General features: G+C 70.2%; 31 protein-coding genes, 1 tRNA gene and 1 riboswitch. Of the genes, 21 read left to right on the top strand and 11 right to left on the bottom strand.

Going from position 1 to position 26,493, the window contains the following annotated elements; all coding sequences use genetic code 11:
* Nucleotides 1-26 precede the first annotated feature (26 nt).
* The gene (locus IG86_RS0125645; RefSeq protein WP_030825290.1) at nt 27-2,384 is read left to right on the top strand and encodes an immune inhibitor A domain-containing protein; all 2,358 of its coding nucleotides are present in this window, start codon (nt 27-29) and stop codon (nt 2,382-2,384) included.
* A gap of 113 nt (nt 2,385-2,497) precedes the next feature.
* A complete protein-coding gene (locus IG86_RS0125640) occupies nt 2,498-2,800 on the top strand; it encodes a hypothetical protein (RefSeq protein ID WP_030825287.1) in 303 nt (100 codons plus the stop codon).
* A 28-nt stretch (nt 2,801-2,828) separates the two neighbouring features.
* Here IG86_RS0125640 and IG86_RS0125635 read toward each other — a convergent pair whose 3' ends face one another.
* Together IG86_RS0125635 and IG86_RS0125630 are read right to left on the bottom strand one after the other, a co-directional pair.
* Nucleotides 2,829-3,428, bottom strand: coding sequence for a nicotinamidase (locus IG86_RS0125635; RefSeq protein WP_030825284.1), 600 nt, complete (start codon nt 3,426-3,428; stop codon nt 2,829-2,831).
* A 208-nt stretch (nt 3,429-3,636) separates the two neighbouring features.
* Nucleotides 3,637-4,965, bottom strand: a complete 1,329-nt coding sequence (locus tag IG86_RS0125630; RefSeq protein WP_030825280.1) for a nicotinate phosphoribosyltransferase — start codon at nt 4,963-4,965, stop codon at nt 3,637-3,639.
* A gap of 80 nt (nt 4,966-5,045) precedes the next feature.
* Between IG86_RS0125630 and clpS the strand changes: the two genes are divergently transcribed.
* The 7 genes from clpS (at nt 5,046) to IG86_RS0125595 (ending at nt 9,780) form a co-directional block, all read left to right on the top strand.
* A complete protein-coding gene (clpS, locus tag IG86_RS0125625; RefSeq protein WP_030662673.1) occupies nt 5,046-5,360 on the top strand; it encodes an ATP-dependent Clp protease adapter ClpS in 315 nt (104 codons plus the stop codon).
* Nucleotides 5,360-5,974 (top strand): DUF2017 domain-containing protein, encoded by a 615-nt coding sequence (locus IG86_RS0125620; protein WP_030899988.1) that lies wholly within the window; start codon nt 5,360-5,362, stop codon nt 5,972-5,974. The genes clpS and IG86_RS0125620 overlap by 1 nt, the downstream gene beginning before the upstream one ends.
* Before the next feature lie 317 nt (nt 5,975-6,291).
* Complete coding sequence (locus IG86_RS0125615) at nt 6,292-7,731, top strand: amino acid permease (RefSeq protein WP_030825274.1); 1,440 nt, start codon at nt 6,292-6,294, stop codon at nt 7,729-7,731.
* Between the two features lie 122 nt (nt 7,732-7,853).
* Nucleotides 7,854-8,276 carry a M67 family metallopeptidase gene (locus tag IG86_RS0125610; RefSeq protein ID WP_030662663.1) on the top strand — a complete coding sequence of 141 codons (423 nt, stop codon included), beginning with the start codon at nt 7,854-7,856 and terminating at the stop codon, nt 8,274-8,276.
* 77 nt (nt 8,277-8,353) lie between these two features.
* Nucleotides 8,354-8,461, top strand: coding sequence for a putative leader peptide (locus IG86_RS45405; protein ID WP_310941867.1), 108 nt, complete (start codon nt 8,354-8,356; stop codon nt 8,459-8,461).
* A gap of 90 nt (nt 8,462-8,551) precedes the next feature.
* Complete coding sequence (locus IG86_RS0125600) at nt 8,552-8,830, top strand: MoaD/ThiS family protein (RefSeq protein ID WP_030662661.1); 279 nt, start codon at nt 8,552-8,554, stop codon at nt 8,828-8,830.
* Nucleotides 8,830-9,780, top strand: coding sequence for a PLP-dependent cysteine synthase family protein (locus IG86_RS0125595; protein WP_030825270.1), 951 nt, complete (start codon nt 8,830-8,832; stop codon nt 9,778-9,780). Before IG86_RS0125600 ends, IG86_RS0125595 begins: the two co-directional genes overlap by 1 nt.
* A 129-nt stretch (nt 9,781-9,909) precedes the next feature.
* On the opposite strand, the gene IG86_RS0125590 is transcribed toward IG86_RS0125595, so the two are convergent.
* Together IG86_RS0125590 and IG86_RS0125585 are read right to left on the bottom strand one after the other, a co-directional pair.
* Nucleotides 9,910-10,263 carry a DUF488 domain-containing protein gene (locus IG86_RS0125590; RefSeq protein ID WP_030662655.1) on the bottom strand — a complete coding sequence of 118 codons (354 nt, stop codon included), beginning with the start codon at nt 10,261-10,263 and terminating at the stop codon, nt 9,910-9,912.
* The gene (locus IG86_RS0125585) at nt 10,263-10,682 is read right to left on the bottom strand and encodes a hypothetical protein (RefSeq protein WP_030662653.1); all 420 of its coding nucleotides are present in this window, start codon (nt 10,680-10,682) and stop codon (nt 10,263-10,265) included. The genes IG86_RS0125590 and IG86_RS0125585 overlap by 1 nt, the downstream gene beginning before the upstream one ends.
* Before the next feature lie 195 nt (nt 10,683-10,877).
* Between IG86_RS0125585 and IG86_RS0125580 the strand changes: the two genes are divergently transcribed.
* The gene (locus IG86_RS0125580; RefSeq protein WP_030825261.1) at nt 10,878-11,630 is read left to right on the top strand and encodes an MBL fold metallo-hydrolase; all 753 of its coding nucleotides are present in this window, start codon (nt 10,878-10,880) and stop codon (nt 11,628-11,630) included.
* Between the two features lie 73 nt (nt 11,631-11,703).
* On the opposite strand, the gene IG86_RS0125575 is transcribed toward IG86_RS0125580, so the two are convergent.
* Together IG86_RS0125575 and IG86_RS0125570 are read right to left on the bottom strand one after the other, a co-directional pair.
* Nucleotides 11,704-12,930: a PTS transporter subunit EIIC gene (locus IG86_RS0125575; protein WP_173429217.1), complete on the bottom strand. Its 1,227-nt coding sequence runs from the start codon at nt 12,928-12,930 to the stop codon at nt 11,704-11,706.
* Nucleotides 12,931-13,282: 352 nt separating this feature from the next.
* Complete coding sequence (locus IG86_RS0125570) at nt 13,283-14,584, bottom strand: PTS transporter subunit EIIC (RefSeq protein ID WP_030825258.1); 1,302 nt, start codon at nt 14,582-14,584, stop codon at nt 13,283-13,285.
* A 227-nt stretch (nt 14,585-14,811) separates the two neighbouring features.
* Between IG86_RS0125570 and IG86_RS0125565 the strand changes: the two genes are divergently transcribed.
* From IG86_RS0125565 to rdgB, 4 genes are all read left to right on the top strand, one after another.
* A complete protein-coding gene (locus IG86_RS0125565) occupies nt 14,812-15,045 on the top strand; it encodes a PTS sugar transporter subunit IIB (RefSeq protein WP_030662640.1) in 234 nt (77 codons plus the stop codon).
* Between the two features lie 105 nt (nt 15,046-15,150).
* Nucleotides 15,151-15,876 (top strand): ribonuclease PH, encoded by a 726-nt coding sequence (rph, locus tag IG86_RS0125560; protein ID WP_030662637.1) that lies wholly within the window; start codon nt 15,151-15,153, stop codon nt 15,874-15,876.
* A gap of 129 nt (nt 15,877-16,005) precedes the next feature.
* A complete protein-coding gene (locus IG86_RS0125555; RefSeq protein ID WP_030825255.1) occupies nt 16,006-16,386 on the top strand; it encodes a hypothetical protein in 381 nt (126 codons plus the stop codon).
* Between the two features lie 7 nt (nt 16,387-16,393).
* On the top strand, nt 16,394-17,008 hold the full coding sequence (gene rdgB / locus IG86_RS0125550; RefSeq protein ID WP_030825252.1) for an RdgB/HAM1 family non-canonical purine NTP pyrophosphatase: 615 nt from the start codon (nt 16,394-16,396) through the stop codon (nt 17,006-17,008).
* Nucleotides 17,009-17,063: 55 nt separating this feature from the next.
* On the opposite strand, the gene IG86_RS0125545 is transcribed toward rdgB, so the two are convergent.
* From IG86_RS0125545 to bcp, 4 genes are all read right to left on the bottom strand, one after another.
* A tRNA-Leu gene (locus IG86_RS0125545) sits at nt 17,064-17,138 on the bottom strand.
* A gap of 17 nt (nt 17,139-17,155) precedes the next feature.
* The gene (locus tag IG86_RS45400; RefSeq protein ID WP_107056283.1) at nt 17,156-17,536 is read right to left on the bottom strand and encodes an HNH endonuclease; all 381 of its coding nucleotides are present in this window, start codon (nt 17,534-17,536) and stop codon (nt 17,156-17,158) included.
* A gap of 152 nt (nt 17,537-17,688) precedes the next feature.
* Nucleotides 17,689-18,339, bottom strand: coding sequence for an HNH endonuclease signature motif containing protein (locus IG86_RS0125535; RefSeq protein WP_030899979.1), 651 nt, complete (start codon nt 18,337-18,339; stop codon nt 17,689-17,691).
* Nucleotides 18,340-18,486: 147 nt separating this feature from the next.
* Nucleotides 18,487-18,954, bottom strand: a complete 468-nt coding sequence (bcp, locus tag IG86_RS0125530; RefSeq protein WP_030662622.1) for a thioredoxin-dependent thiol peroxidase — start codon at nt 18,952-18,954, stop codon at nt 18,487-18,489.
* A 110-nt stretch (nt 18,955-19,064) separates the two neighbouring features.
* Between bcp and IG86_RS0125525 the strand changes: the two genes are divergently transcribed.
* The 3 genes from IG86_RS0125525 to IG86_RS0125515 all read left to right on the top strand — a co-directional run bounded on the left by IG86_RS0125525 (nt 19,065) and on the right by IG86_RS0125515 (nt 20,241).
* A complete protein-coding gene (locus tag IG86_RS0125525) occupies nt 19,065-19,385 on the top strand; it encodes a DUF3618 domain-containing protein (protein WP_030662618.1) in 321 nt (106 codons plus the stop codon).
* A 43-nt stretch (nt 19,386-19,428) separates the two neighbouring features.
* On the top strand, nt 19,429-19,770 hold the full coding sequence (locus IG86_RS0125520; protein ID WP_030009035.1) for a GroES family chaperonin: 342 nt from the start codon (nt 19,429-19,431) through the stop codon (nt 19,768-19,770).
* Between the two features lie 49 nt (nt 19,771-19,819).
* A riboswitch (guanidine-III (ykkC-III) riboswitch) is annotated at nt 19,820-19,889 on the top strand.
* Nucleotides 19,890-19,920: 31 nt separating this feature from the next.
* Nucleotides 19,921-20,241 (top strand): DMT family transporter, encoded by a 321-nt coding sequence (locus IG86_RS0125515; protein WP_030026576.1) that lies wholly within the window; start codon nt 19,921-19,923, stop codon nt 20,239-20,241.
* 41 nt (nt 20,242-20,282) lie between these two features.
* Here IG86_RS0125515 and IG86_RS0125510 read toward each other — a convergent pair whose 3' ends face one another.
* Nucleotides 20,283-22,733: a transglycosylase domain-containing protein gene (locus tag IG86_RS0125510; protein ID WP_030899976.1), complete on the bottom strand. Its 2,451-nt coding sequence runs from the start codon at nt 22,731-22,733 to the stop codon at nt 20,283-20,285.
* 212 nt (nt 22,734-22,945) lie between these two features.
* Between IG86_RS0125510 and IG86_RS0125505 the strand changes: the two genes are divergently transcribed.
* From IG86_RS0125505 to IG86_RS0125490, 4 genes are all read left to right on the top strand, one after another.
* Nucleotides 22,946-23,761, top strand: coding sequence for an ABC transporter permease (locus IG86_RS0125505; protein ID WP_107051895.1), 816 nt, complete (start codon nt 22,946-22,948; stop codon nt 23,759-23,761).
* Entirely contained in the window at nt 23,754-24,620 is an 867-nt protein-coding gene (locus IG86_RS43690) for an ABC transporter permease (protein ID WP_030825235.1), read from the top strand. Before IG86_RS0125505 ends, IG86_RS43690 begins: the two co-directional genes overlap by 8 nt.
* A gap of 3 nt (nt 24,621-24,623) precedes the next feature.
* Complete coding sequence (locus IG86_RS43685; protein WP_053681192.1) at nt 24,624-25,595, top strand: ABC transporter ATP-binding protein; 972 nt, start codon at nt 24,624-24,626, stop codon at nt 25,593-25,595.
* Between the two features lie 111 nt (nt 25,596-25,706).
* The gene (locus tag IG86_RS0125490; protein ID WP_030662603.1) at nt 25,707-26,366 is read left to right on the top strand and encodes a DUF1707 SHOCT-like domain-containing protein; all 660 of its coding nucleotides are present in this window, start codon (nt 25,707-25,709) and stop codon (nt 26,364-26,366) included.
* Nucleotides 26,367-26,493 lie beyond the last annotated feature (127 nt).

Below are 26,493 nucleotides of genomic sequence, written 5' to 3'. Positions count from 1 at the left end.
TTCGCGCTGCCGCCGTCACCGTGACCATGGCCGCATGTGCGACCAGTGCAACCTTCTTCACCGTCACCGCGGCCCAGGCCGAGGGCAAGGCCTCGGCCGCCCCGGTGGCCGACCGGCAGGACCCGACCACTCCTGCCAAGGTCGTCGAGCACGACCTCAAGGGCCCGTTCAGCGAGCAGCAGGCCCAGCAGCGCAAGGCCGCTCTGGACCAGGTCCTCCAGGGCAAGAAGGGCGTCGAGCAGCGCGGCGCCTCCAAGGTCGTCAAGCTCGACGACAAGAAGTACGTCGAGCTCGGCCGCGAGAAGACCGACAAGATCTTCACGATCCTCGTCGAGTTCGGCGACCAGGTCGACAGCACCACCATGCACGACCCGGACGGTCCCGGCCCCAAGCCGGCCGTGCCGAAGTACGGTGGCACGCCCGGTCCGATGCACAACACGATCGCGCAGCCCGACCGTGCCAAGGACAACAGCACGGCCTGGCGTCAGGACTTCAGCCGTCAGTACTTCCAGGACCTGTACTTCGCCAGCGGTGAGGGCAAGCACTCCCTGAAGACGTACTACGAGAAGACCTCCTCGGGTCGCTACTCGGTCGAGGGCGAGGTCGCCGACTGGGTCAAGGTCCCGTACAACGAGGCCCGTTACGGCTCCAACTTCTGTGGCCAGTCCAACTGTTCCAACGTCTGGGACACCGTCAAGGACGGCGTCACGGCGTGGGTCGAGGCGCAGAAGAAGGCCGGGAAGACCGACGCCCAGATCAAGGCGAAGCTGGCCGAGTACGACCAGTGGGACCGCTACGACTTCGACGGCGACGGCAACTTCAACGAGCCCGACGGCTACATCGACCACTTCCAGATCGTCCACGCGGGCGAGGACGAGTCGGCCGGCGGCGGCGTGCAGGGCCCCGACGCCCTGTGGGCGCACCGCTGGTACGCCTACGGCACCGCCGCGGGCAAGACCGGCCCGGACAACAACAAGGCCGGCGGCACCCAGATCGGCAACTCCGGCATCTGGGTCGGCGACTACACCATGCAGCCCGAGAACGGCGGCCTTGGTGTCTTCGCCCACGAGTACGGCCACGACCTCGGCCTGCCCGACCTCTACGACACCACCGGTGGCGGCGAGAACAGCGTCGGCTTCTGGTCCCTGATGTCGGCCGGCTCCTGGCTCGGCACCGGCAAGGACTCCATAGGCGACATGCCGGGCGACATGACCGCCTGGGACAAGCTGCAGCTGGGCTGGCTGAACTACGACACGGCCAAGGCCGCGACGAAGTCCACCCACAAGCTCGGTGTGTCGGAGTTCAACACCAAGGACAAGCAGGCCCTGGTCGTCGAGCTGCCGAAGAAGAAGGTGCAGACGGACGTCGTCGCTCCCGCCGAGGGTTCCACCCAGTGGTGGAGCAACATGGGTGACGACCTCAAGAACACCCTCACCCGCTCCGTCGACCTGACGGGCAAGTCGTCCGCCGCCCTGTCCCTCAAGGGCTGGTGGGACATCGAGGCCGACTACGACTACCTCTACACCGAGGTGTCCACGGACGGCGGCGCCACCTGGACCGCCCTCGCCGGCACCGCCGACGGCACGGCCATCCCGGCCGACGCCTCCGGCAGCCCGTCGCTGACCGGTGTCTCGGGTGCCTGGAAGAACCTCAACTTCCCGCTCGACGCCTACGCGGGCAAGAAGGTCGACCTCCGCTTCCGCTACCAGACGGACGGCGGCGCGGGCGGCAAGGGCTTCACGGCCGACGCCCTCACCATCACCGCGGACGGCTCCGCGCTGTTCACCGACGGCGCCGAGAACGGCGACAACGGCTGGACCGGCAAGGGCTTCTCGCGGATCGGCGCCGGCTTCACCAAGGAGTACGCGCAGTACTACCTGGCCGAGAACCGCCGCTACGTGTCGTACGACACCACCCTCAAGGTGGGCCCGTACAACTTCGGCTTCGGCAACACCAAGCCGGACTGGGTCGAGCACTACCCGTACCAGGACGGTCTGCTCATCTGGCAGTGGGACACCAGCCAGAAGGACAACAACACCAGCGTCCACCCGGGCCAGGGCCTGATCCTGCCGATCGACGCCAACGCCAAGCCCATGAAGTGGGCGGACGGCACCCTGCTGCGGAACAAGATCCAGCCGTACGACGCCACCTTCAGCGCGTACTCCACGGACGCGTTCACGCTGCACAAGAACGGCGAGTCGCTGTTCCTGAAGCCGAAGCCCGCGAACCTGGTCTTCGACGACCGCACCCCGGGCAAGTACTACTCCGACGAGAACCCGACCGGATCGGTGAAGGTCACTGACACCAACACCAAGATCAAGATCCTGAAGGAGACCTACGACGGTGAGGTCATGACCGTCGAGGTTGGTCCCTCGAAGAAGTAATTCGGTAAAACTGCAGGTCAAAGCATGATCGGCCGTCGCCCTCTAGCGGGCGGCGGCCGATCGCGTTTAGATGCCCCGGTACGAGGTTCTTATTGACGGGGGAGATGACAGCCATGCCCGGTGGAGGTTTCGTCAGATTGCCAGGTGGCAGCGTGGTCGTTGCGCTCACGCTGCCGAGGCCGTCCGGTGAGGGCGGAAATGTCCGCGTGCTGGTGCACGCCGCGAACCGGGCCCGCGCCCTGACCAGGCTGCGGAACCTCGGGATGCGGGCCGTGTACCTGCGGGGCAACGCGCAGCCGCCCACACCCGACGAGGTGACGGCCGTCCTGCACCATCCGGACGGCCTGCTGTGGCGGGGCGCACCCGACCGCGCCCAGGAGCTCTGGCACCCCATCCGGGCCCTGCTGGGCACCTGAGGGACTGCGGCGCGGCCGGCCCCCGGCTCTACGGCCGGGGCCCGGCCGTGCCCACGAGGGTCACGCCGGCCGCGCGGAGCTCCTCCAGGGCCCGCTCGGTGGTGTGCGGGGCCACGGCCGCCGTCAGGTCCAGCAGGACGCGCGTGGTGAAGCCGGCGCGGGCGGCGTCGAGGGCGGTGGCCTTCACGCAGTGGTCGGTGGCGATGCCGACGACGTCGACCTCGCCGACGTGCCGCTCCCGCAGCCAGGCGGCGAGGCCCTCGCCGTTCTCGTCCGCGCCCTCGAAGCCGCTGTACGCGGCCTCGTACGCGCCCTTGTCGAAGACCGCGGCGACCGAACCCGAGGCCACGGCGGGCGCGAAGTTCGGGTGGAACCCGACCCCCTCGGTGCCGGCCACGCAGTGGACCGGCCAGGAGGTCTCGTAGTCCGGCTCGGCCGGCGGGTGCGCGAAGTGCGTCCCCGGGTCGATGTGGTGGTCGCGGGTGGCGACGACGTGCCGGTACCCGGCGGTGGCCTGCCCGATCAGCTCGGTGATGGCGGCGGCGACGTCGGCTCCGCCGGTGACCGCGAGGCTGCCGCCTTCGCAGAAGTCGTTCTGTACGTCGACGACGATCAGTGCGCGGTGCATGACGTGTCCTTCGGCTCGATGTGCGATACGGCGGCGGGGCCCTGCGGGGGCTCTTCCCCCACCCCGCCCCTTCCCGAAACTGGGGCTCTGTTCGAGCCCCGCCCGGCGACCGAGGCGCGGGGCGCCGGGGGCGCAGCCCCCGCAGCGGCGCCGCACCGGCTTCCCGGCGGACGACCGCCCGGCTCTCCCGCCGGGCGCGCCCGCAGGGCTAGACGTACTCGGTCGGGATCACGGCCTCGCCGCGCGACAGCTGGGTCGCCGACAGCGGCAGTGCCGCGCGCGCCGCGCGGTGGCGGTCGCGGGCCGCCTCCAGCGGCTCGCGGGCGACCACCTCACCGGCCTTGACCAGGTGGGTCAGCAGCTGGTGGTCGGCCAGGGCCGCGGGAACGGGTCCCACACCCACGACCTCCGCCTCCGCCACCCCGTCGGCGTCCCGCCGGCGGGCCGCCCACTTGCGCCCGCCGATCGAGGTCTTCCCGCCCGTGGACTTCTTCGCCACCGGAGCCAGCGCCGCCTTCGGGTCCGCCGAGGTGGCCCGCGCGACCAGCTTGTAGACCATCGAGCACGTCGGGTGCCCGCTGCCCGTCACCAGCTGCGTGCCCACGCCGTACGCGTCCACCGGAGCCGCCGCCAGCGAGGCGATGGCGTACTCGTCCAGGTCCGAGGTGACCACGATCTTCGTCGAGGCCGCCCCCAGCTCGTCCAGCTGCTGGCGCACCCGGTGGGCCACCAGCAGCAGGTCCCCGGAGTCGATCCGCACCGCACCCAGGTCGGTGCCCGCCACCTCGACGGCGGTGCGCACCGCCTCGGCCACGTCGTACGTGTCCACCAGCAGGGTGGTGCCGCGCCCCAGCGAGGCCACCTGCGCGGTGAAGGCGTCCCGCTCGCTGTCGTGGACCAGGGTGAAGGCGTGCGCGCTGGTGCCGACGGTGGGGATGCCGTACCGGAATCCGGCCGCCAGGTCCGAGGTGGAGGCGAAGCCGCCCACGTACGCGGCCCGCGCCGAGGCGACGGCCGCCAGCTCGTGCGTGCGCCGCGCGCCCATCTCGATCAGCGGGCGGTCGCCGGCGGCCGAGGACATCCGGGAGGCCGCCGCCGCGATCGCCGAGTCGTGGTTGAGGATCGACAGGATGACCGTCTCCAGCAGCACGCACTCGGCGAAGCTGCCCTCCACGCGCAGGATCGGCGAGCCGGGGAAGTAGACCTCGCCCTCCGGGTAGCCCCAGATGTCGCCGGAGAAGCGGTACGAGGCCAGCCAGTCCAGCGTCCGCATGTCGACGACGGCCCGCTCGCGCAGGAACTCCAGCACCGCGCCGTCGAAGCGGAAGTTCTCCACCGCGTCCAGCACCCGCCCGGTCCCCGCGACCACCCCGTAGCGGCGCCCCTCGGGGAGCCGCCGGGTGAACACCTCGAAGACCGAGCGGCGGTCGGCGGTGCCGTTGGCCAGGGCGGCCTGCAACATCGTGAGCTCGTAATGGTCCGTGAAGAGCGCTGTCGACGGCACGTCCACCGGCAGGCCCAGGTCCGCAGGGTTCATGGCGGCGATGCTAGCGCACATTTCGTCAAAGTGACGAGATGTGGGTCCCGTTTGTGCAACGGGCCCGTCACGGTGGCAGCATGGGACGAGTGAGTGTTGCTCCCATTGAGATCGAACGCACTGAGTCGGCCGAAGAGACCTTCGCGGTCCCGGAACCTGACGTTCCCTGGGTGACCCTGGTGCACAACGACCCGGTCAACCTCATGAGCTACGTGGCGTACGTGTTCCAGGCGTACTTCGGCTACTCGAAGGACGTGGCGCACAAGCTGATGCTCGACGTCCACCACAAGGGGCGGGCGGTCGTCTCGAGCGGCTCCCGCGAGGAAATGGAGCGCGACGTGCAGGCCATGCACGGCTACGGCCTGTGGGCGACCCTCTCCCAGGACCGCAACTGATGGGCCGGTCCACCGGGATGTTCGAGTCCCTGAAGGGCGGCGGAGCCGCCATCGCGCTGGACGAGATCGAGATCTCCATCCTGCGTTCCCTCGCGGTCCAGATGCTGGAGCTGATCGGCCCCGGCGAGCCCGAGCCGGCCGAGGACGCCGACCCGCTCGCCGCGCTGTTCGCCGCCGACGGGCCCACCGAACCGCCGTCCGACCCGGCGCTGGCCCGCCTCTTCCCCGACGCCTACGGCTCCCCGGACGGCGCGGGCGACGAGGGCGTGGACCCGGTGGAGCTGAAGGCCCGCGCGGCGGAGTTCCGCCGCTACACCGAGAACGACCTGCGCACCCGCAAGCGCGAGGACGCGCTCGCGCTCGTACGCAGCCTGGACGCGCTCACCCCGGCCGCCGACGGTGCCGCCGTGCTGGAGCTGACCGGCGAGCTGCCGATGCGCTGGCTCGGCGGGCTCAACGACCTGCGCCTGACCCTCGCGGCCCGACTCGACATCACCGAGGACGACGAGAGCGCCACGCTCTTCCGGCTGCCGGACGACGACCCGCGCAAGCCGATGGTGATGGCGTACCTGTGGCTGGGCGGACTCCAGGAATCCTTGATCGAAACCCTCTGAGGAACCTCAAGAGAGAACATCGTTCGCTCAGCGGACGCTCAAATCCGGATAACGATCAGATCACCGCGATGCGGTGATCTGTCATGATCACAGTGCTTTGTCCGGAAATTTTGATGCCGTGCACCACATTTCTCCCCCTCGGGCAGCCGTAAGCACGTGATAAATCTTCACGACCGCCGAAGGGACGCCACCCATGTCCCCCGGCCCGCTTGAACCGGCAGACCGCCGGGTGCAACTCCATCCGTATCCGGGGGGATCGAGGACCCGATCCGCAGCCAATGAAGGCGCGGGTCGGCGTGGAGAAAGGCGCACCAGACATGACCTCAGTGCAGGTCGAGCAGCACGGCAACACGCCCGGCGAGGGCACCCAGGGCGAGGGCGGCGAGGGTTACCACCGCACGCTCGGCGCCCGCCAGATCCAGATGATCGCGATCGGCGGAGCCATCGGCACCGGCCTCTTCCTGGGCGCGGGCAAGGCGATCTCCAAGGCCGGCCCCAGCCTGATCCTGGCCTACGCGATCGCGGGCCTGGTCATCTTCTTCATCATGCGGGCCCTGGGCGAGCTGCTCATGTACCGCCCGGTCTCCGGTTCCTTCTCGGACTACGCCCGCGAGTTCCTGGGCCCGTTCTGGGGCTACGTGACGGGCTGGACGTACTGGCTGTTCTGGGTGGTCACCGGCATCACCGAGGTCACCGCCGCCGCGCAGTACATGTCGTACTGGACCCACGACAGCTTCCCGCAGTGGGCCTACGCGCTGATCTTCACGGTCATCCTCTACGCCGCCAACCTGATCTCCGTGAAGCTCTTCGGTGAGCTGGAGTTCTGGTTCTCCATGGTCAAGGTCACCGCCATCGTCGGCATGATCCTGATCTGCGCCGGCATCCTCACCATCGGCTTCTCCGACGCCGCCGACACCGCCACCGTCTCCAACCTGTGGAACGACGGCGGCTTCTTCCCCAAGGGCATCGGCGGCACGCTGATGACCCTGCAGATCGTGATGTTCGCCTTCCTCGCGGTCGAGCTGGTCGGCGTCACCGCCGGCGAGTCCAAGGACCCCGAGAAGACCCTGCCCAAGGCCATCAACACCGTGCCGTGGCGCATCGCCGTCTTCTATGTCGGCGCGCTCATCATGATCCTCTCGGTCGTCCCGTGGACGCACTTCCAGCCGGGCGTCTCGCCCTTCGTCGCCGCCTTCGAGCGCATGGGCCTGGGCGTCGGCGCCGCCATCGTCAACTTCGTCGTCCTGACCGCGGCCCTGTCCTCCTGCAACTCCGGCATGTACTCCACCGGCCGCATGCTGCGCGACCTCGCGCTCAACGGCCAGGGCCCGAAGGTCTTCACCAAGCTCACCAAGAGCGGCACCCCGCTCATCGGCACCACCTTCTCCGCCGCGCTGATGCTCGTGGGCGTCTGGATCAACTACGTCGCCCCCGGCAAGGCCTTCGACTACGTCGTCTCCTTCGCCACCATCTCCGGCATGTGGGCCTGGATCATGATCCTGGTCTGCCAGATCCGCTACCGCGCCAAGGCCGACCGCGGCGAGCTGCCCGGCTCGAAGTTCAAGGCGCCCGGCGCCCCCTACACGAGCTGGTTCGCCCTGGCCTTCATCGGCATGGTCATCGTGATGATGGGCGCCGACAAGGACGCGCGCGTCTCGCTGTACTGCGCGCCGCTGTGGGGCGTCATCCTCGGCGTCTCCTACCTGGTCATGAAGAACCGCGACCCGCGCGGCGCGGCCTTCACCAAGGCCTCCTAGCGGCGGTTCCCGGCCGCCTGCCACGGCCGGGAGCCCTGCTCCCGTGGACGTCCTGTCCACCATGCGGGCCCTCCCGTACCACTCCTCGGTACGGGAGGGCCCGTCTGCTTATCCTGTCGCTCATGCTGACCCTCACCCAGGCCCTGTACGACCGGATCGTCGAGCACGCCCGCCAGGACCACCCCGACGAGGCGTGCGGTGTCGTGGCCGGCCCGGCTGGCACCGGCCGCCCCGAGCGGTTCATCCCGATGCTCAACGCGGCCCGCTCGCCCACGTTCTACGAGTTCGACTCGAAGGACCTCCTGAAGCTCTACCGCGAGATGGACGACCGCGACGAAGAGCCGGTGATCGTCTACCACTCGCACACCGCGACCGAGGCCTACCCCTCGCGCACGGACGTCACCTACGCGAACGAGCCGAACGCGCACTACGTACTGGTCTCCACCGCCGACAAGGACGGGCTCGGGGAGTTCCAGTTCCGCTCGTACAGCATCGTCGACGGGGTGATCACCGAGGAAGAAGTGCAGGTCGTAGAGGCCTACTGACCAGCATGTGAGCAGAAGGCGTCCAAGATGCGGGATCACACTCCAAACCGGGGACCGGGAATCGTTAACATGACCGCATGGTTCCCCACGACGTGAGCATCGAGACGCCCGGCAGGCTGCTGCTCGTGGCGCGGCTGCACGTCGACCTGTGCCGCCTCGCCAGCGCCATCTGTCCTGCCGCCTGAGCACCAGAGCCCTCTCGCGCGGAGGGCCGACGAACCGCGCGCCCGTTCCCCACGCACACCTGCCTACGTCCTGACGACTGGAGCCCAGCCATGGCCATCGAGGTCCGCATCCCCACCATCCTCCGCACCTACACCGACGGCGAGAAGGCCGTGAACGGTGAGGGCGCCACGCTCGCCGACCTCTTCGCGGACCTGGAGACGCGGCACAAGGGCATCGAGGAGCGCATCGTCGACGGCGGTCAGCTGCGCCGCTTCGTGAACGTCTACCTCAACGACGAGGACGTCCGCTTCCTCGACGGCATCTCCACCGCCCTCAAGGACGGCGACAACGTCACCATCCTCCCGGCCGTGGCCGGCGGATCGAAGTAATGCGCTACGACTCCCCGCTGGCCGCGGTCGGCAACACGCCGCTGGTCCGGCTGCCCCGGCTGTCCCCCTCGGACGACGTCCGGATCTGGGCCAAGCTCGAGGACCGCAACCCGACCGGCTCGATCAAGGACCGCCCCGCGCTCCACATGGTCGAGCAGGCCGAGAAGGACGGCCGGCTGTACCCGGGCTGCACCATCCTGGAGCCGACCTCGGGCAACACCGGCATCTCGCTGGCGATGGCGGCCAAGCTCAAGGGCTACCGCATCGTGTGCGTGATGCCGGAGAACACCAGCCAGGAGCGGCGCGACCTGCTGGCCATGTGGGGAGCCGAGATCATCTCGTCGCCGGCCGCCGGCGGCTCCAACACCGCCGTCCGGGTGGCCAAGGAACTGGCCGCGGAGCACCCGGACTGGGTGATGCTCTACCAGTACGGCAACCCGGACAACGCTGGCGCGCACTACGCCACCACCGGCCCGGAGATCCTCGCGGACCTGCCGTCGATCACCCACTTCGTGGCCGGCCTGGGCACCACCGGCACCCTGATGGGCGTCGGCCGCTACCTGCGCGAGAACGTGCCCGGAGTGAAGATCGTCGCGGCCGAGCCGCGCTACGACGACCTCGTGTACGGGCTGCGCAACCTGGACGAGGGCTTCGTCCCCGAGCTGTACGACGCCTCCGTGCTCACCACCCGCTACTCGGTGGGCTCGGCCGACGCGGTCACCCGCACGCGCGACCTGCTCCAGCAGGAGGGCATCTTCGCGGGCGTCTCCACCGGAGCCGCCCTGCACGCGGCGATCGGCGTGGGCCGCAAGGCCGTGGCCGCCGGCGAGACGGCCGACATCGTCTTCGTCGTGGCCGACGGCGGCTGGAAGTACCTCTCCACCGGCGTCTACACCGCGGCGACGACGGAAGAGGCCATCGAGGTCCTCCAGGGCCAGCTCTGGGCCTGATCCCATGGGGGCTGGATCGCGCGCAGCGCGATTCCAGCCCCGCCGGTGTTCGAGGCGCGGGTCCGGGCAGCGCCCGGGAAACGGAGAAGGGGCGGGGCGGGGAGAAGCTCCGCGCAGCGGCCCGGCCGGTCAGGCCGACAGGTGTTCCGCCAGGATCGCCGCATGGCTGGAGCCCGGGTCCTTGACGGCAGTCAGCAAGGTCACCGGCCCGGCCCCGACCAGCCCGCGGAGGCGATCCAGCTCCGCCACGGCCTCCGGCTCCGCCAGCTCCGCCTCGTACCGCTGCCGGAACTCACCGGCCGACCCCCCGTCGTGGAACCACTTCCGCAGCCGCGTCGACGGCGTGACCGCCTTCGGCCACTCGTCGACCCCCGCCGCCGCCTTCGCCAGCCCCCGCGGCCACAGCCGGTCCACGAGCACCCGCAGCCCGTCCGCCTCCGGCTCCGGCGGGTCGTACACGCGCCGCAAGCGGATCGCCGTCATCACCGACCGCCTCCCAGTCCCTTGACCTCGTCCCACACCGCGGGGTCCAGCATTCCCAGCCTGGTCCGGAACTCCCACAGCGACACCTCGTCCGGCCGGTCAGCCTCCAGGAAGCGCGCCCGGCCCTGCGCCCCCACCGTCCCCGGCGGCAGCGGGATCACCCCGGCCCGCCGGTCGTCGTACTTCGCGGTGATCCACGCGACCCGCGCCCGGTGCTCCCGTACCGGGCCCACAGCCAGGACCAGGCAGGTCCGGCCGTCCGTCAGCGTCCACAGCTCACCCGCCTGCGGGTGCGGCGGCCGGCCGGTGCCCTGCGCGGGCGGGGCCCGGCGCGTGACGCCAAGCCGCCCCCCGGCGATCAGCATCACCAGTGCCAGGGCCACGACCGCGGCCACCGCGGGCCACCAGGACGTGTCCATGTTTCGACCGTAGCCGGGCGGGAAGGCCCCGGCACGGCAACGCCCGTGCCCACCGTCGCTCCCCCGGGTGACAGCGCAGGTGATTCCCCCCACAACGGCCTGCCGCGGAGGAGCGACCGGACGTTTCGCGCCTTACGCTCGACCCACGCACGGCCCGCATTCCGTCCACGGACCGTCCACGGAGGTTCACGCTCCATGAAGCTCACCGTCGTCGGCTGTTCGGGGTCGTTCCCGTCCGCGGAATCGGCCTGTTCGAGCTACCTCGTCGAGGCCGACGGCTTCCGGCTGCTCCTCGACATGGGCAACGGCGCCCTCGGGGACCTGCAGCGCCACTGCGGTCTCTACGACCTCGACGCGATCTTCCTGAGCCATCTGCACGCCGATCACTGCATCGACATGTGCGCGTACTTCGTCGCCCGTTTCTACCGCCACGAGGGCGGCCGCTGCGGCACCATCCCCGTCTTCGGCCCCGAGGGCACCGAGAAGCGCCTGACCACGGCCTACGACGACGTCCCCGACGAGCGCTCGATGAGCGAGGTCTTCGACTTCCGCACCCTGAAGTCCGGGACCTTCGAGATCGGCCCCTTCCAGGTCCGTACCGAGCGGGTCGCTCACCCCGTGGAGTCGTACGCCATCCGCATCGAGCACGGCGGCCGCTCGCTCACGTACTCCGGGGACACCGGCGTCTGCCCCGAGCTGGGCCAGCTCGCCGAGGGCGTCGACCTCTTCCTCTGCGAGGCCTCCTTCACCCACGGCAAGGAGGACATCCCGGACCTCCACCTCAACGGCCGCGAGGCCGGCCAGTACGCGCACGGCGGCGGCGTCGGGCGGCTCGTCCTCACCCACATCCCGCCGTGGACGGACCCCGCGCAGAACCTCGCCGACGCCCGCGCGGTCTACGACGGCCCGGTCGACCTGGCGTACGCGGGCGCGGTCTACGAGGTCTGAGCGGCACCCGCACACGCGCGAGCCCCCGCCCTCCCGGAAGGGAGAACGGGGGCTCGCGTGCTTACGGGGCTGCTTACTTGGCCTCGGCCTTCTGCAGCTCGGCGAGCTCCTCGTCGGACTCGCGGCCCGGAGTGGGGAGGTTCCACTTGATGATCGCGAAGCGGAAGATCGCGTAGTAGACCGCCGCGAAGCACAGCCCCACGAGGGCGAGCATCCACGGCTTCTCCGCGATGCCCAGGTTGAGCAGGAAGTCGACGAGGCCGGCCGAGAAGCCGAAGCCGTCGCGCATGCCCAGGGCCCAGGTGAGCGCCATGGAGACACCGGTCAGCACCGCGTGGATCGCGTACAGCACCGGGGCGATGAACATGAAGGTGAACTCGATCGGCTCGGTCACGCCGGTGACGAAGGAGGTGAGCGCGAGGGAGAACATCATGCCGCCGACGACCTTGCGGCGCTCGGGGCGCGCGCAGTGGACGATCGCGAGGCAGGCCGCCGGGAGGGCGAACATCATGATCGGGAAGAAGCCGGTCATGAACTGTCCGGCGGTCGGGTCACCGGCGAGGAAGCGGCCGATGTCACCGTGGACGGCGCCGGTTGCCGTGTCGAAGGAGCCGGCCTGGAACCACGGGAAGGAGTTCAGCAGGTGGTGCATGCCGATCGGGATGAGCGCACGGTTGGCGACACCGAAGATGCCCGCGCCGACAGCGCCCGAGCCGGTCAGCCACTCACCGAAGTTGTGCAGACCCGTGCCGAGGACCGGCCAGATGAGACCGAAGACGATGCCCGTGACCAGACCCGCCAGGGCGGAGAGGATCGGGACGAGGCGGCGGCCGCCGAAGAAGCCCGCCCAGTCCGGCAGCTTGGTCCGGTAGAACTTCTGGTAGAGCAGCGCGGCGATGATGCCCATCACGACACCGCCGAGCACACCGGCGTTGACCGGCGCGTCCACCATGACGATCTTGCCGCCGACCACCTTGGCGACCTGCGGCAGGTTGCTGTCGGTGAAGGTGGCGAGGACCTTCTGGAAGACCAGGTAACCGGTGACGGCGGCCAGGGCGGTGGAGCCGTCCGACTTCTTGGCGAAGCCGATCGCGATGCCGACGGCGAACAGCAGCGCCATGTTGTCGAGGATCGCGCCACCACCGGCGGCCATGTAGCCGGCGATCTTCAGGACGAACGTCGGGAAGACGTCCTTGTCGCCGAGCATGTCGTCCGCGCCCAGGCGGAGCAGGAGCGCGCCGGCGGGCAGCACGGCAACGGGGAGCATGAGGCTCCGGCCGATGCGCTGCATGACGGCCATCACGCCAGCGCCCTTCTTCTTTTCCGCCGCGGGGGCGGTAGCCGTGGACACAACTTCCTCCAGTGGGCAAGGCGACGCCGAGGGGGAAAGAACGGGGGACGGCGACGTCTCAGAAATGGGGGTACGCGGGCTCGGACAGGCCCGCGTGGTCTACACCAATCGTGGTGTAGACCAGTTGTAGCACGGTGAGGGATAGATAAGGAACCTTCGTTTTCCTGTGGTCTACGCCACACGGATCGGGTGCCGTCGCGGCCGCCCCGGCACCCGGACTTCCGGACATGACGAAGGCCCCCGGATCCCGGATCCGAGGGCCTTCGACGGGCGGGTCCAACGGCCCCGCCCGCCACGTCGGTTACACCTTGGTGTTGTCCGCCTCCATCGCCGCGATCTCCTCGTCCGACTCCCGGCCGGGAGTCGGAATGTCGAACTTCGTGATCGCGAAACGGAAGATCACGTAGTAGACGAGCGCGAAGCACAGGCCGATCGGAATGATCAGCCAGGGCTTCGTCGCCAGGTTCCAGTTGATGACGTAGTCGATCAGGCCCGCCGAGAAGCTGAAGCCGTCCTTGACGCCCAGCCCCCACGACACCGCCATGGACGCACCCGTCAGCACCGCGTGCACCGCGTACAGGGCGGGCGCGACGAAGAGGAAGGAGTACTCCAGCGGCTCGGTGATCCCGGTGACGAACGAGGTCAGCGCCACCGACAGCATCAGACCGCCGACCTCCTTGCGCCGCTGCGGCTTCGCACAGTGCGTGATCGCCAGCGCCGCCGCCGGCAGCGCGAACATCATGATCGGGAAGAAGCCGGTCAGGAACAGGCCCGCGGTCGGGTCCCCGTGCAGGAACATGTTGATGTCGCCGTGGTACGTCTTCCCGTCCGCCGCCGTGTACGACCCGAACTGGAACCAGACCGGCACGTTCAGGAACTGGTGCAGGCCGATCACCAGCAGCGCGCGGTTCGCGACGCCGAAGATGCCGCCGCCCCAGGCACCGAGCCCGCGCAGCCAGTCGGAGAAGCTCTCCAGCGCGTCCCCGACCGGCGGCCAGACCCACAGGCACAGCGCGGCGAAGGCGATCGCGACGAAGGACATGACGATCGGGACCAGCCGCCGGCCGTTGAAGAAGCCGAGCCAGTCCACCAGCTTCACCCGGTGGTACCGCTGCCAGAAATAGGCCGCCAGCAGCCCCATGACGATGCCGCCGAAGACCCCGGGGTTCTGGTACGTGTACGCCACGAAGGTGTCGTTCGGCCCCAGGCAGCCGCCCCCGATGTCCTTGGTCCCCACCGGGCAGGCCTTCTGGAACGCGTGCAACACCCCCCGGTAGACGAGGAACCCGGCCGTGGCCGCGAGCGCTGTCGAACCGTCCGCCTTCTTCGCCATGCCGATGGCGACGCCGATGCAGAAGAGGAGCGGCAGACCGAGATCGGGATCGAGCAGCGCCCCGCCCGCGCCCGCCATCACCTTGGCGACGTCCGTCCACTGCAGGCCGTCCGCACCGAAGACGTCCGGCTGCCCCAGCCGCAACAGGATGCCCGCCGCGGGCAGTACGGCGATGGGGAGCTGCAGGCTCCGACCCATCTTCTGCAGCCCCTGGAACAGGTTGTTCCGCCAATTCGGCTGTGGCGCTGCTGTGGAGCTGCTCACGCTCATCGGCGTCCTCCCTGACCGGCCCGTTTTGGCTGCCGCAACACTTGCGGCACACTGGTGTAGACCAGTTGTGGGCAGGTTGCTGCTGATCGTCATCATTCGGCAGGGACCGGACACGCGCTCGCGTAGATGGGCCAACCGTGCGTTACCGTGACAACGCGTGCCGTGCGGGTGGGCATCCATGTTCCGGCCGCTGAGACTCGTTCTTCGCATCACTCAGGGAGAAACACATGGCCACCAAGGCTGAGAAGATCGTCGCCGGGCTCGGCGGCATCGAGAACATCGAAGAGGTCGAGGGCTGCATCACCCGCCTGCGCACCGAGGTCATCAACCCCGACCTCGTCGACGAGGCCGCCCTCAAGGCCGCCGGCGCCCACGGCGTCGTCCGGATGGGCACCGCGGTCCAGGTCGTCATCGGCACCGACGCCGACCCGATCGCCGCCGACATCGAAGACATGATGTGACCCGCACCCCCTGAGCCCGGGCCACCCGCCCGAAGCACCGACGGACCCCGTCCCCCTACCCGGACGGGGTCTTCGCGTTGTGGGGTGTCCACTAGGCTCGGACACATGTCTCGCATCGACGGCCGTACGCCCGAACAGCTCCGCCCGGTCACCATCGAACGCGGATGGAGCAAGCACGCAGAGGGCTCCGTCCTCATCTCCTTCGGAGACACCAAGGTCTTCTGCACCGCCTCCTTCACCGAAGGCGTCCCGCGCTGGCGCAAGGGCAGCGGCGAAGGCTGGGTCACCTCCGAATACTCGATGCTGCCGCGCTCCACCAACACCCGCGGCGACCGCGAATCCGTCCGCGGCAAGATCGGCGGCCGCACCCACGAGATCTCCCGCCTCATCGGCCGCTCGCTGCGCGCCGTCATCGACTACAAGGCCCTCGGCGAGAACACCATCGTCCTGGACTGCGACGTCCTCCAGGCCGACGGCGGCACCCGCACCGCCGCCATCACCGGCGCCTTCGTCGCCCTCGCCGACGCCGTCGCCTGGGGCCAGCAGAAGAAGCTGATCAAGGCCGGCCGCAAGCCCCTCACCGGAACCGTCGCCGCCGTCAGCGTCGGCATCGTCGACGGCGTCCCGCTCCTCGACCTCTGCTACGAGGAGGACGTGCGCGCCGAGACCGACATGAACGTCGTCTGCACCGGCGACGGCCGCTTCGTCGAGGTCCAGGGCACCGCCGAGGGCGAGCCCTTCGACCGCAAGGAACTCAACGCCCTCCTCGACCTCGCCGCCGGCGGCTGCGCCGACCTGGAGGCCATCCAGCGGGGCGCGCTGGACCTGTAGGCGGCAACCACAGGACGCCCTCCGGCGTCCCTACGGACAACGGGCGCACGGCAGAGCAGCCGTGCGCCCGCCCATGCCCGCCATGCCCGCCCACGTCCGCCCTCGTACACGTCCTCTCGGGAGAACCGCATGAAGCTCCGCATAGCGGCAGTAGCCGTGGCAGCCGTCCTGACCGTCCCGGCCCTTTCGGCCTGCGACGCCATCTCCACGGCGATGGACTGCGCGAACACGGCCGTCGCCATCACGGACGGCGCGAACGACCTCCAGCAGGCCGTCTCCCAGGCGGGCAACAGCCCCCAGGACGCCAAGAACGCGCTCGACCAGATCGAGGCGAACCTCAAGAAGATCGGCGACCAGACCGACAACGCCGACCTGGGCAAGGCCATCGACTCGATGAACACGGCCGTCAAGAACGTCCGCACCTCCATCGACAGCGGCAACTCCGTCCCGGACATCAAGCCGGTCGCGGACGCCGCGAGCGAGATCTCCAAGGTCTGCACGCCGGGATAATGAGGGCATGACCTCGACGCCCAGCCGCCTGATCCTCGCGACCCGCAACGCGGGCAAAGTCTCCGAACTGCGCGCCATCCTCTCCGACGCCGGCCTGCCCCACGGGCTGGTCGGCGCGGACGCGTACCCGGAGATCCCCGACGTCAAGGAGACCGGCGTCACCTTCGCCGAGAACGCCCTCCTCAAGGCCCACGCCCTGGCCCAGGCCACCGGCCTGCCCGCCGTCGCCGACGACTCCGGCCTCTGCGTGGACGTCCTGCACGGCGCGCCCGGCATCTTCTCCGCGCGCTGGGCCGGCCGCCACGGCGACGACAAGGCCAACCTGGACCTGCTCCTCGCCCAGCTCGGCGACATCGCCGACGAGAACCGCGGAGCCCACTTCGCGTGCGCGGCGGCCCTCGCGCTCCCCGACGGCACCGAACGCGTCGTGGAGGGCCGCCTCCTGGGCACCCTGCGCCACACCCCGTCGGGCACGGGCGGCTTCGGCTACGACCCGATCCTGCAGCCCCTGGGCGAGTCCCGCACCTGCGCCGAACTGACCCCGGCCGAGAAGAACGCCATCTCCCACCGCGGCCAGGCCTTCCGCGCCCTGGTCCCCTTCATCCGCGCCCTCCTGGGCTGACCGAACGCAACAGGTCCGCTGCCTTCAATCGAAGGCAGCGGACCTGTCACATTTGTACGCCCGGTCGGACTCGAACCGACAACACATGGCACCTAAAGCCATTCTCTCTGGCCAGTTGGAGTACGGGCGCACGCGCTGAGAGCCACTCTACTGTGTGGGCCCCACAGGTCGTCCGCCCCGGCACCACGTGCTGGTGACCGCATGGCAGTTGGGGCACAGCAGCCGGAGGTTCTCGCGCCGGTCGTCGCTCCAGTCGCCGTTGACGTGGTCCACCTCCAGCGTCATCGGCCGACCCCGCCAGACAGGGGCCGTGCCGCACATCTCGCAAAGCTCCGGAACGCCGACCTCGCGCAGCGCGCGCAGGAGCAGGTGCGTTCGAGTGCGGCGCCGGCCGTCCTGCCTGACGAGTATGTCCTCGGCCCGACGCTCGGGGGTGGTGCCGGGCTTGCCCCGATTGTGGGCCTGGCCGAGGAAGTGCGCAGTCGATAAGCCGTCTTCTCGGATCCACGTCTTGAGCGCTGCGTTCATACTTCCCGAGGACACCCTGCCCAAGCGCCGCAGCGTTTCGGCCAGAGAGTTGGACGCGGCCACGGCTTCACGCAGCACGGCGGCTCCGGGCTTGACGCGCCGCGCGTGGGCCCGGGGGCCGGGCGTCCGGCCGCTGTTGTCCCCACCGCCCGTCACCGACGACGCCGCTTCGCCCGACCGCGGTAGGTGTCCGTGGCGGAATGGCAGTTGGGGCAGAGCAGCCGGAGGTTCTCCGGGCGATTGTCGCGCCAGTCTCCGTTGATGTGATCCACCTCCAGGGGCAGAGGCGCGCCCATCCAGACAGGGGGGATGCCGCAATCGGCGCAGCACTCCGCGATGCCGAGGTCGAGCAGTGCGCGTCGAAGCATCGCGCTGGGAGTGCGTCGAGGGTGGGGCGAGTGATCCACGCAGAGGATCTCGGCTGGCGTGCGTCTGCGGTGGTTGTCCCTCATCCGGTCGGTTCGGGGCTGCCCGGTGAAGTGCGACGTGTCGATGGCGAGCGCCCGGACTCGGCGTGTGATGTGGGTGTGGTTTCCGCCCACCGCATCGAGGCCCAGGCGCCGCAGGACCTCGTACATGGTGCTGGAGGCGCTCACCGCCTCCTCCAGGATCTTTCGGGTCCAGCGGTTTCCGTCCCGTTCGAAGTGCGAGGTATCCACCCCGAGCTGGTTCATGCGCCTGCGCACGTACTCGCGGGAGCCACTTCTCGGGTCCACCCCGAGGTGTTCAAGCGCCTCCGTCAGCGTCCGTGCCCCCGCGGCAGCCTCCGCCAGGCGTTCCTTCGTGTACGGGCTGATCGGCATGCCCGCCCCCCTCCGTATGTCCGGCCGCGTGTGCGGGCCTCGTACGGGCTAACGGGTTCGGAAGGCGGGCGGTCACGGGTGGTTTCGTCCGATAAGCGGAGTGGGCCGCCCCTGGTCAGGGGCGGCCCACTCCGGGGGACGGGGGCGTCAGATGCCCAGGTCCTTGATGATCTTGGCTACGTGGCCCGTCGCCTTCACGTTGTAGAAGGCGTGCTCGACCTTGCCCGCCTCGTCGACGACCACCGTGGAGCGGATGACGCCCGTGACCGTCTTGCCGTACAGCTTCTTCTCGCCGAACGCCCCGTACGCCGCCAGCGTCTCCTTCTCCGGGTCGCTGACCAGCGTCACCTTCAGGTGCTCCTGTTCGCGGAACTTCGCCAGCTTCTCCGGCTTGTCGGGGGAGACGCCGATGACGTCGTAGCCGGCTGCGGCCAGGACGGCCAGGTTGTCCGTGAAGTCGCACGCCTGCTTCGTGCAGCCCGGCGTCAGCGCGGACGGGTAGAAGTAGACGATCACCTTCCGGCCCTTGTGGTCGGCGAGCGAGACCTCGTTGCCGTCCGCGTCGGGCAGGGTGAAGGCGGGGGCGGTGTCGCCCGGCTGGAGTCGCTCGCTCATCTGACAGTCTCCTCGGGAGGGGATCGGTACGTCTCGAGACTAAGCTGACAGACTGTTCACGGCGGACTACGCCCCCACACGATCACGACCACGACGACGGAGGCAGCGCGGTGTCGGAAGCCAGGACCCCCGCACAGATCGAGGCGGACATCGTCCGCCGCCGCGAGCAGCTCGCCGAGACGCTCGACGAGATCGGCGTGCGCATGCACCCGCAGACGATCATCGGGGACGCGCGGGCCCGGGTCGCCTCGACCGTCGACCAGACCGCGGGGCGGGCCTTCGCCACGGTGAACCGCGTCGTGACGGACCTGCGCGACGGTCTGCGGCACGAGGACGGGACCCCGCGCCTCGACCGCGTGGTGCCCGTCGCGCTGCTCGCGGTCGGCGTCGTCGGGCTGCTCGTGGTCTCGGCGCGCCACAAGCGCGGATGACCCTGCGCGGTACGGAAGGCGTGCGGACAGGTAGGTTCGGGGCGTGAGCGAGAACACCACCCACGACAAGCTGCCCATCCGCATGCTGCACGACCGCGTGCTCGTGAAGTCCGACCTGCCGGAGGGCGAGCGGCGCTCCGGCGGCGGCATCCTGATCCCGGCGACGGCCGCGGTGGGCAAGCGGCTGGCCTGGGCCGAGGTCGTCGCGGTCGGCCAGAACGTCCGGACCGTCGAGCCCGGGGACCGGGTGCTGTACGACCCTGAGGACCGGGCCGAGGTCGAGGTGCGCGGGGCGACGTACGTGCTGATGCGCGAGCGGGACCTGCACGCCGTGGCCGCGGAGCGGCTGGAGGGGTCGGAGGACTCCACCGGGCTGTACCTCTGATCCGACGCGGGACGACAAGGGCTGGTGGCCGAGGTCACCGGCCCTTTTCGCTGCCCTTTGCTACGGTGGGGGAGAACCCGACGAGACGCGCCGTACCGGGTACGACAAGACGACGCACCCCGTATCGCCCGATGTCTCGGAGGTGCCGTCATGGCCTGGGTTCTTCTTCTTCTCGCCGGTCTGCTCGAAGTGGGCTGGTCGATCGGCATGAAATTCACCGAGGGCTTCACCCGGCTCTGGCCCAGTGTGTTCACGGGTGCGGGGATCGTGGCCAGCATGGTGCTGCTGTCCTACGCGGCGAAGACCCTGCCCATCGGCACGGCGTACGGGGTGTGGGTGGGCATCGGTGCCGCCGGTGCCGCGGTGCTCGGTATGGCGGTGCTGGGTGAGCCCGTCACCGCCGCCCGGATCTTCTTCATCTGTCTGCTGCTGGTCGCCGTGGTGGGGCTGAAGGCGACCTCCGGTCACTGACCCTCCTGGACCGGCTCCTGGTCCAGGAGCTGGTCCAAGAGCTATTCCAGGAACGCCGACGGCGGGCGCGGGCCTCCGATGACGCCGCCGCCGTCGGAGCCCGCCGGGCCGCCCGTACCGCCCTGGGTGCCCGCGGTGGTGCCGCCGTCGTCGCCCCGGCCGGTGCCGGCGTCGTCGCCCCGACCGGTACTGGTACCGGTGCCGCCGTCGTCCTGGCCGCCCTGCGTCCGGCCGCCGTTGTCGCGGCCGCCGTCCTGGCCGCCGTTGTCCCGGCCGCCCTGTGTGCGGCCCCCCTGCCCGCCGTTGTCCTGCCCGCCGTTGTCCTGGCCGCCGGACGTCGGGGTCGGCCGCAGGGAGGGGGGCTCGGTGTCCTCGTCCGGCGTCTCCGGCGGCGGGTTCGACTGTGAGGAGGGCGGCGGGGGCTGTGCGGCGCCCGGCTGGAGGTCGAGTTCGAAGTCGACGGGGTCGGTGGCCTCCAGTGCGGTCTTCGTGTACGCGGCCCAGATCCGGGCCGGGTAGCCGCCACCGCCGATGCGGGACTCGCCGAGGGCCCCGTACAGCGATTCCAGGGTGCCGGTGTCGGGGTCCTGGCCCATCATCGCGACGACCGTGACCAGGTTCGGGGTGTAGGCCGCGAACCAGGCCGAGCGGTCCAGTTCGCCCGTGCCGGTCTTGCCCGCGGCCGGGTGGCCGGCGGCGAGCGCCGCCGTACCGGTGCCGTTGTCCACGACGCTGACCAGCATGGACGTGGTGGTGTCGGCGGCCTCGCGGCTGATGGCCTGGACGGGGGTCCGCTCGGGCAGGGGGATCTTGTCGCCTCCCTTCTCGATCTCCTCCACGAAGGTGTAGGGGGTGCGGCGGCCGTGGTCGGCGAGGGTCGCGTACGCCTGGGTCATGTCCAGGACGCTGGCCTGGAGGGTGCCGAGTGCCATGGCCGGGCCGACCACGAAGTTCGGGGTGTCCTCGGGGACGCCCAGGTCGATGGCGGTCTTCTTGACCTTGGCGGTGCCGACGTCGACGGCCATCTGCGCGTACACGGCGTTGACGGAGAGGTCGGTGGCGGTGTTGACGGTGATGTTCCCGTACGAGATCTGGCCCTCGTTCTCCGGGGCGAAGCGGATCCGGCCGCCGGTGACGGGGCGCTTGTTGTCGCCGTTGTAGATCGTGTTGGGGGTGATCCTGCGGCCGTCCTGGGTGCGGGAGTCGTTCTCGACGGCGGCCGCGAAGACGAACGGCTTGAAGGTGGAGGCGACCTGGTAGTCGTGCCGGGTCGCGTTGTTCACGTACTGCCTGGTGTAGTCGACGCCGCCGTACATGGCGACGACCTTGCCGGTGGCCGGGTCGATGGAGACGCCGCCCGCCCGCACCAGCCGGTCCGCCTTGCGGGTCTCGGGGTCGAGTTTGCCGAGCATCTGGTCGTCGACGGCCTCGACGAAGTCGGCCTGGCGGCGGCGGTCGATGGTGGTGCGGATCCGGTAGCCGCCCTCGGCGAGGGTCTTGTCGTCGAGGATCTTGCGGTCGACGATGAACTCCTTGATGGCTTCGACGAGGTAGCCGCGCTGGCCGGACAGGCCGGCGGCGGCCCGTACCTTGCCCGGTTCGGGGAACTGCGTGGCCGCGCGCTCGGCGGCGGGCAGCCAGCCCTTCTTGACCATGCCGTCGAGGACGTAGTTCCAGCGGGCGAGGGCGCGGGTGCGGCTCTGCGGGTGGGAGACGACGTCGAAGGCGCTGGGGGAGTTGAGGAGGGTGGCGAGGTAGGCGCCCTCGGCGGTGGTGAGGCTGCCGACGTCCTTGCCGTAGTAGGCCTGGGAGGCGGCCTGGATGCCGTAGGCGTTGCGGCCGAAGTAGCTGGTGTTCAGGTAGCCCTCGAGGATGTAGGCCTTCGACTTCTCGCGGCCGAGTTTGATCGCGATGAAGAATTCCTTGGCCTTGCGCTTGAGGGTCTGTTCCTGGCCCAAGTAGTAGTTCTTGACGTACTGCTGGGTGATCGTCGATCCGGACTGGGTGCCTTTGCCGGTGGCCGTGTTCCAGGCGGCGCGGACCATGGCCTTGGGGTCCACCGCCCGTTCGGAGTAGAAGTCCCGGTCTTCCGCGGCCAGTACGGCCTCCTGGACGGTCAGCGGGATCTGCGAGAGGGGCACGTTGACGCGGTTGACCTCGCCGTCGCGGGCGATCTGGGAGCCGTCGGAGTAGAGGTAGACGTTGGACTGCGCGGTCGCGGCGGCGTTGGCGGGCGGGATGTCGACCAGCAGGTAGCCGGCCACGAGGCCGCCGCCGATCAGGAGGGCGAGGAGCAGTACGGCACCGAGGACCATGCGCCAGGTGGGGAGGAGTCGGCGCAGGCCGGTCCGGTGGCGGCGGGCGTTCTTCCCGGGGCGGTCGGGATGGCCGGGGCGGTCGGGATGGCCGGGATGGCCGGGGCCGCCCCCGCCGTGGGGCGGGGTGTCCGGGTCGCGAGGGGTCCAGCCCGCGGCTGGTGACTGGTCGCTCATCTCCAGGACTCCTCGACGCTGTTCGAAATATCCACTTCTGTACCTCATGGTGTCTACCCGATGGCCGGTGACCACCGCCCCGGACAGGGGTAAATCGGTCGCGTGGCTCGCCCCTCCGCACTAAGCTCGCGCGCTTTGGCCGACGTAGGAACGACGTGGAAAACGGAGGGGATACGGTGCGCCAAGGAGTGCGCCAAGGAGTGCGCGAAGGAGTGCGCGAAGAAGTTGCCCTTTACGCTGCGGTCGCGGCCGGCGGATTCCGGCGCTACGCCACCTACGGGACGGCGACCGCGGCGGGCGTGTTCACCAACACCGTGTTCGGCTTCATCGTCGCGTTCACGTACATCGCGCTGTGGGAGCAGCGCCCGGGGCTGGGCGGCTACGACCAGGCCCAGGCCCTGACCTTCGTCTGGGTGAGCCAGTCGCTGCTGGCCGCGGGGGCGTTGATCGGCGGCGGGTTCCAGGAGGAGCTCCAGGAGCGGGTGCGCACGGGCGACATCGCCGTGGACCTGTACCGGCCCGCCGACCTGCAGATGTGGTGGCTGGCGGCCGACCTGGGCCGTGCCGCCTTCCAGCTGCTGGGGCGCGGGCTGGTCCCGCTCGCGGCGGGGGCGCTGGTCTTCCGGCTGGCGCTGCCCTCGGACCCGTCGCGCTGGCTGCTGTTCCTGGTCTCCGTGACGCTGGGGCTGGTGGTGAGCTTCGCCCTGCGCTACCTGCTGGGGCTGCTGGCCTTCTGGCTGCTGGACGGGTCCGGGATCAACCTGATGGCGACCGTCGTCTCGATCTTCTTCTCGGGGATGCTGCTGCCGCTGACCGTCTTCCCCGGCGCCTTCGGCGAGTTCGTGCGCGCACTTCCGTGGGCGGCGATGCTCCAGGTCCCGCTGGACGTGCTGCTGGGCGAGCACGCGGGAGCGGGGGACGCGGCCGGCGCGCTGGCCTTCCAGGCCGGCTGGGTCCTCGTACTGCTCGGCGCGGGGCGGCTGTTGCAGTCGGCGGCGACGCGGAAGGTGGTGGTCCAGGGTGGCTGAGGCGGTACTGGAGCGGGAGTTCGCGGAGCTGGAGGTGCCCCGCGCGCGCGGCCGGCTCCGGGAGGGGCTGCGCGGCTACGGCCTGATCGTGGCGATGTGGGTCCGGTCGACGATGACGTACCGGACGTCCTTCGTCCTGTCGACGGTGGGGAACGCGGCGATCACGCTGCTGGACTTCGTCGCGATCTACATCATGTTCTCGCACGTGGACGCCCTCGGCGGCTTCACTCTGCCCGAGGTCGCGCTGCTGTACGGGTCCTGCTCGGCGTCCCTGGGGCTTGCGGACCTGCTGCTGGGCAACACCGACCGGATCGGCGCCAGGATCCGCGACGGTTCGCTCGACACCATGCTGGTGCGCCCGGTCCCGCTGCTCGCGCAGGTCGCCGCCGACCGCTTCGCGCTGCGCCGGCTCGGCCGGATCGGGCAGGGGCTGGGGGTGCTGGGCTGGGCGCTCTGCACGCTGGACGTGGAGTGGACGGCGGGGAAGGTGCTGCTGGTGCCGGTGATGCTGCTGGCCGGCGGGTCGATCTTCGCGGCGGTGATGGTGGCCGGGGCCGCCTTCCAGTTCATCGCCGGGGACGCGGCGGAGGTGCAGAACTCCTTCACCTACGGCGGCTGCACGATGCTGCAGTACCCGCCGACGGTCTTCGCGACCGACCTGCTGCGCGGGGTGACCTTCGTCGTGCCGCTGGCCTTCGTCAACTGGCTGCCCGCGCTGTACGTGCTGGGGCGGCCCGATCCGCTGGGGCTGCCGGGGTGGGCCGCGTTCCTGAGCCCGCTGGTGGCCCTCGCGGTGTTCGTGCCCGCGTCGCTGGCCTGGCGCGCGGGAGTCCGTTCGTACCGGAGCACGGGGAGCTGAGCCGTGGTGGATGATGCGCTGATCTCGCTGGACGGGGTCGAGAAGGTCTTTGACGTACGGCGCCGGGTTGGGCTGATGCGCCGGGAGAAACGCCAGGTCAGGGCGGTGGACGGGATCAGCTTCGCGGTGGCGCGGGGTGAGATGGTCGGCTACATCGGGCCCAACGGGGCCGGTAAGTCGACGACGATCAAGATGCTGACGGGCATCCTGACGCCGAGCGGCGGCCGGCTGCGGGTCGCGGGCATCGATCCGGCGCGGGAGCGGGTGCGTCTCGCGCAGCGGATCGGGGTGGTCTTCGGGCAGCGCACCACGCTGTGGTGGGACCTGCCGCTGAAGGACTCGTACGGGTTGATGCGGCGGATGTACCGGGTGCCGCGGGCGCGGTTCGAGGAGAACCTGGAGCGGTGCGTGGACCGCCTGGACCTGGCGGAGCTGCTGGACGTACCGGTACGCCAGCTGTCGCTCGGGCAGCGGATGCGCGGTGACATCGCGGCGGCGCTGCTGCACGATCCGGACGTGCTGTACCTGGACGAGCCGACGATCGGGCTGGACGTGGTGAGCAAGGCGAAGGTCCGCGGCTTCCTGCGGCAGTTGAACGAGGAGCGCGGCACGACGGTGCTGCTGACCACGCACGACCTGCAGGACATCGAGCAGCTCTGCGAGCGGGTGATGGTGATCGACCACGGGCGGCTGATGTACGACGGGGCGCTGGGCGGGCTGCACTCGGCGGGGTCGGTGGGGGAGAGCGAGCGGACGCTGGTGGTGGACCTGGAGCGGGAGCTGGCGCCGATCAGCGTGCCGGGTGCGCGGGTGGTGAAGGTGGAGGGGCCGAGGCAGTGGCTGGCCTTCCCGGCGGGGTCGTCGGCGGCGCCGCTGGTGTCGGCGGTGGCGGCGCAGTACCCACTGGTGGACCTGTCGGTGCGGGAGCCGGACATCGAGGACGTGATCGCGCGGATGTACGCGGGGCGGGGCTGAGCGTCGGCGCCGTCCCCGGTGGGGCTCGGGGGCGGTCTCAGGGTCGGGTCGGGGACGGTATCAGGGGCGGGACCATACAACTCCCGCGCGAGCGTGCATAGTCTGGTGCGCATGAGTGACGAGCGGCCGGAGAAGCCGTTGCCGGAGTTGAGGGCGTCGGATGCCGACCGGGACCGGGTGGTGGAGCGTCTTCGGGACGCCGTCGCCGAGGGCCGGCTCGACATGGAGGAGTTCGAGGAGCGGCTGGAGGCGGCGTACAAGTCCCGCACGTACGCGGAGCTGGAACCGCTGACCGCCGATCTCCCGGCGCCCACGGGCCCGGCGGCCTCCCCGCCCGCGACGGTGGCGGCGGGTGGCTCGGCCTGGCCGGGCCGGATCGGCGGGACGGGGACGTCGGCGCTGGCGGTCGCGGTGATGTCGGGCTTCCAGCGCAAGGGCCGCTGGACGGTCCCGCCCCGCTTCGACGCGGTCGCGTTCTGGGGCGGCGGCGAGCTGGACCTGCGCGAGGCGGACTTCGCGCAGCGCGAGGTGGTGATCAACTGCGTCGCGGTCATGGGAGGCATCGAGATCACGGTGCCGCCGGGGGTGGACGTCGACGTACGGGGCTTCGGCTTCATGGGCGCGTTCGACCAGCGGGACAGCCCGGGGCCGACGGAGCCGGGCGCTCCGCGGGTGGTGGTGACGGGCTTCGCGTTCTGGGGCGGCGTGGAGGTCAAGATCAAGGCCCCGAAACGCCCTCGGGGCGGCCCGTCGCTCCGCAAGGAGCTGTAGCGCGGCGCGGCTGCGGCTGCGGCTGGCCGGTGTTCTGGGGCTCTGCCCCAGGCCCCGCGCCTCAATCGCCGGCGGGGCTGGGTGGTGTGGGGCGGGGCCCCGCCGGAGTGTCTCCTCGGCTCGCGCG

It is taken from the genome of Streptomyces virginiae, from assembly GCF_000720455.1.
In the GTDB taxonomy this organism is placed as follows: Bacteria; Actinomycetota; Actinomycetes; order Streptomycetales; family Streptomycetaceae; genus Streptomyces; species Streptomyces virginiae.
The sequence above is the reverse complement of the archived record's forward strand: the minus strand, read 5'-3'. Positions and strand labels throughout refer to the sequence as shown.

Bases quoted from the DNA above. Each gene is read 5' to 3' on its own strand.
- IG86_RS0125645 (WP_030825290.1), top strand. From the start codon at position 27: ATGGCCGCATGTGCGACCAGTGCAACCTTCTTCACCGTCACCGCGGCC.
- IG86_RS0125640 (WP_030825287.1), top strand. From the start codon at position 2,498: ATGCCCGGTGGAGGTTTCGTCAGATTGCCAGGTGGCAGCGTGGTCGTT.
- IG86_RS0125635 (WP_030825284.1), bottom strand. From the start codon at position 3,428: ATGCACCGCGCACTGATCGTCGTCGACGTACAGAACGACTTCTGCGAA.
- IG86_RS0125630 (WP_030825280.1), bottom strand. From the start codon at position 4,965: ATGAACCCTGCGGACCTGGGCCTGCCGGTGGACGTGCCGTCGACAGCG.
- clpS (WP_030662673.1), top strand. From the start codon at position 5,046: ATGGGACGAGTGAGTGTTGCTCCCATTGAGATCGAACGCACTGAGTCG.
- IG86_RS0125620 (WP_030899988.1), top strand. From the start codon at position 5,360: ATGGGCCGGTCCACCGGGATGTTCGAGTCCCTGAAGGGCGGCGGAGCC.
- IG86_RS0125615 (WP_030825274.1), top strand. From the start codon at position 6,292: ATGACCTCAGTGCAGGTCGAGCAGCACGGCAACACGCCCGGCGAGGGC.
- IG86_RS0125610 (WP_030662663.1), top strand. From the start codon at position 7,854: ATGCTGACCCTCACCCAGGCCCTGTACGACCGGATCGTCGAGCACGCC.
- IG86_RS45405 (WP_310941867.1), top strand. From the start codon at position 8,354: ATGGTTCCCCACGACGTGAGCATCGAGACGCCCGGCAGGCTGCTGCTC.
- IG86_RS0125600 (WP_030662661.1), top strand. From the start codon at position 8,552: ATGGCCATCGAGGTCCGCATCCCCACCATCCTCCGCACCTACACCGAC.
- IG86_RS0125595 (WP_030825270.1), top strand. From the start codon at position 8,830: ATGCGCTACGACTCCCCGCTGGCCGCGGTCGGCAACACGCCGCTGGTC.
- IG86_RS0125590 (WP_030662655.1), bottom strand. From the start codon at position 10,263: ATGACGGCGATCCGCTTGCGGCGCGTGTACGACCCGCCGGAGCCGGAG.
- IG86_RS0125585 (WP_030662653.1), bottom strand. From the start codon at position 10,682: ATGGACACGTCCTGGTGGCCCGCGGTGGCCGCGGTCGTGGCCCTGGCA.
- IG86_RS0125580 (WP_030825261.1), top strand. From the start codon at position 10,878: ATGAAGCTCACCGTCGTCGGCTGTTCGGGGTCGTTCCCGTCCGCGGAA.
- IG86_RS0125575 (WP_173429217.1), bottom strand. From the start codon at position 12,930: ATGGCCGTCATGCAGCGCATCGGCCGGAGCCTCATGCTCCCCGTTGCC.
- IG86_RS0125570 (WP_030825258.1), bottom strand. From the start codon at position 14,584: ATGAGCGTGAGCAGCTCCACAGCAGCGCCACAGCCGAATTGGCGGAAC.
- IG86_RS0125565 (WP_030662640.1), top strand. From the start codon at position 14,812: ATGGCCACCAAGGCTGAGAAGATCGTCGCCGGGCTCGGCGGCATCGAG.
- rph (WP_030662637.1), top strand. From the start codon at position 15,151: ATGTCTCGCATCGACGGCCGTACGCCCGAACAGCTCCGCCCGGTCACC.
- IG86_RS0125555 (WP_030825255.1), top strand. From the start codon at position 16,006: ATGAAGCTCCGCATAGCGGCAGTAGCCGTGGCAGCCGTCCTGACCGTC.
- rdgB (WP_030825252.1), top strand. From the start codon at position 16,394: ATGACCTCGACGCCCAGCCGCCTGATCCTCGCGACCCGCAACGCGGGC.
- IG86_RS45400 (WP_107056283.1), bottom strand. From the start codon at position 17,536: ATGAACGCAGCGCTCAAGACGTGGATCCGAGAAGACGGCTTATCGACT.
- IG86_RS0125535 (WP_030899979.1), bottom strand. From the start codon at position 18,339: ATGCCGATCAGCCCGTACACGAAGGAACGCCTGGCGGAGGCTGCCGCG.
- bcp (WP_030662622.1), bottom strand. From the start codon at position 18,954: ATGAGCGAGCGACTCCAGCCGGGCGACACCGCCCCCGCCTTCACCCTG.
- IG86_RS0125515 (WP_030026576.1), top strand. From the start codon at position 19,921: ATGGCCTGGGTTCTTCTTCTTCTCGCCGGTCTGCTCGAAGTGGGCTGG.
- IG86_RS0125510 (WP_030899976.1), bottom strand. From the start codon at position 22,733: ATGAGCGACCAGTCACCAGCCGCGGGCTGGACCCCTCGCGACCCGGAC.
- IG86_RS0125490 (WP_030662603.1), top strand. From the start codon at position 25,707: ATGAGTGACGAGCGGCCGGAGAAGCCGTTGCCGGAGTTGAGGGCGTCG.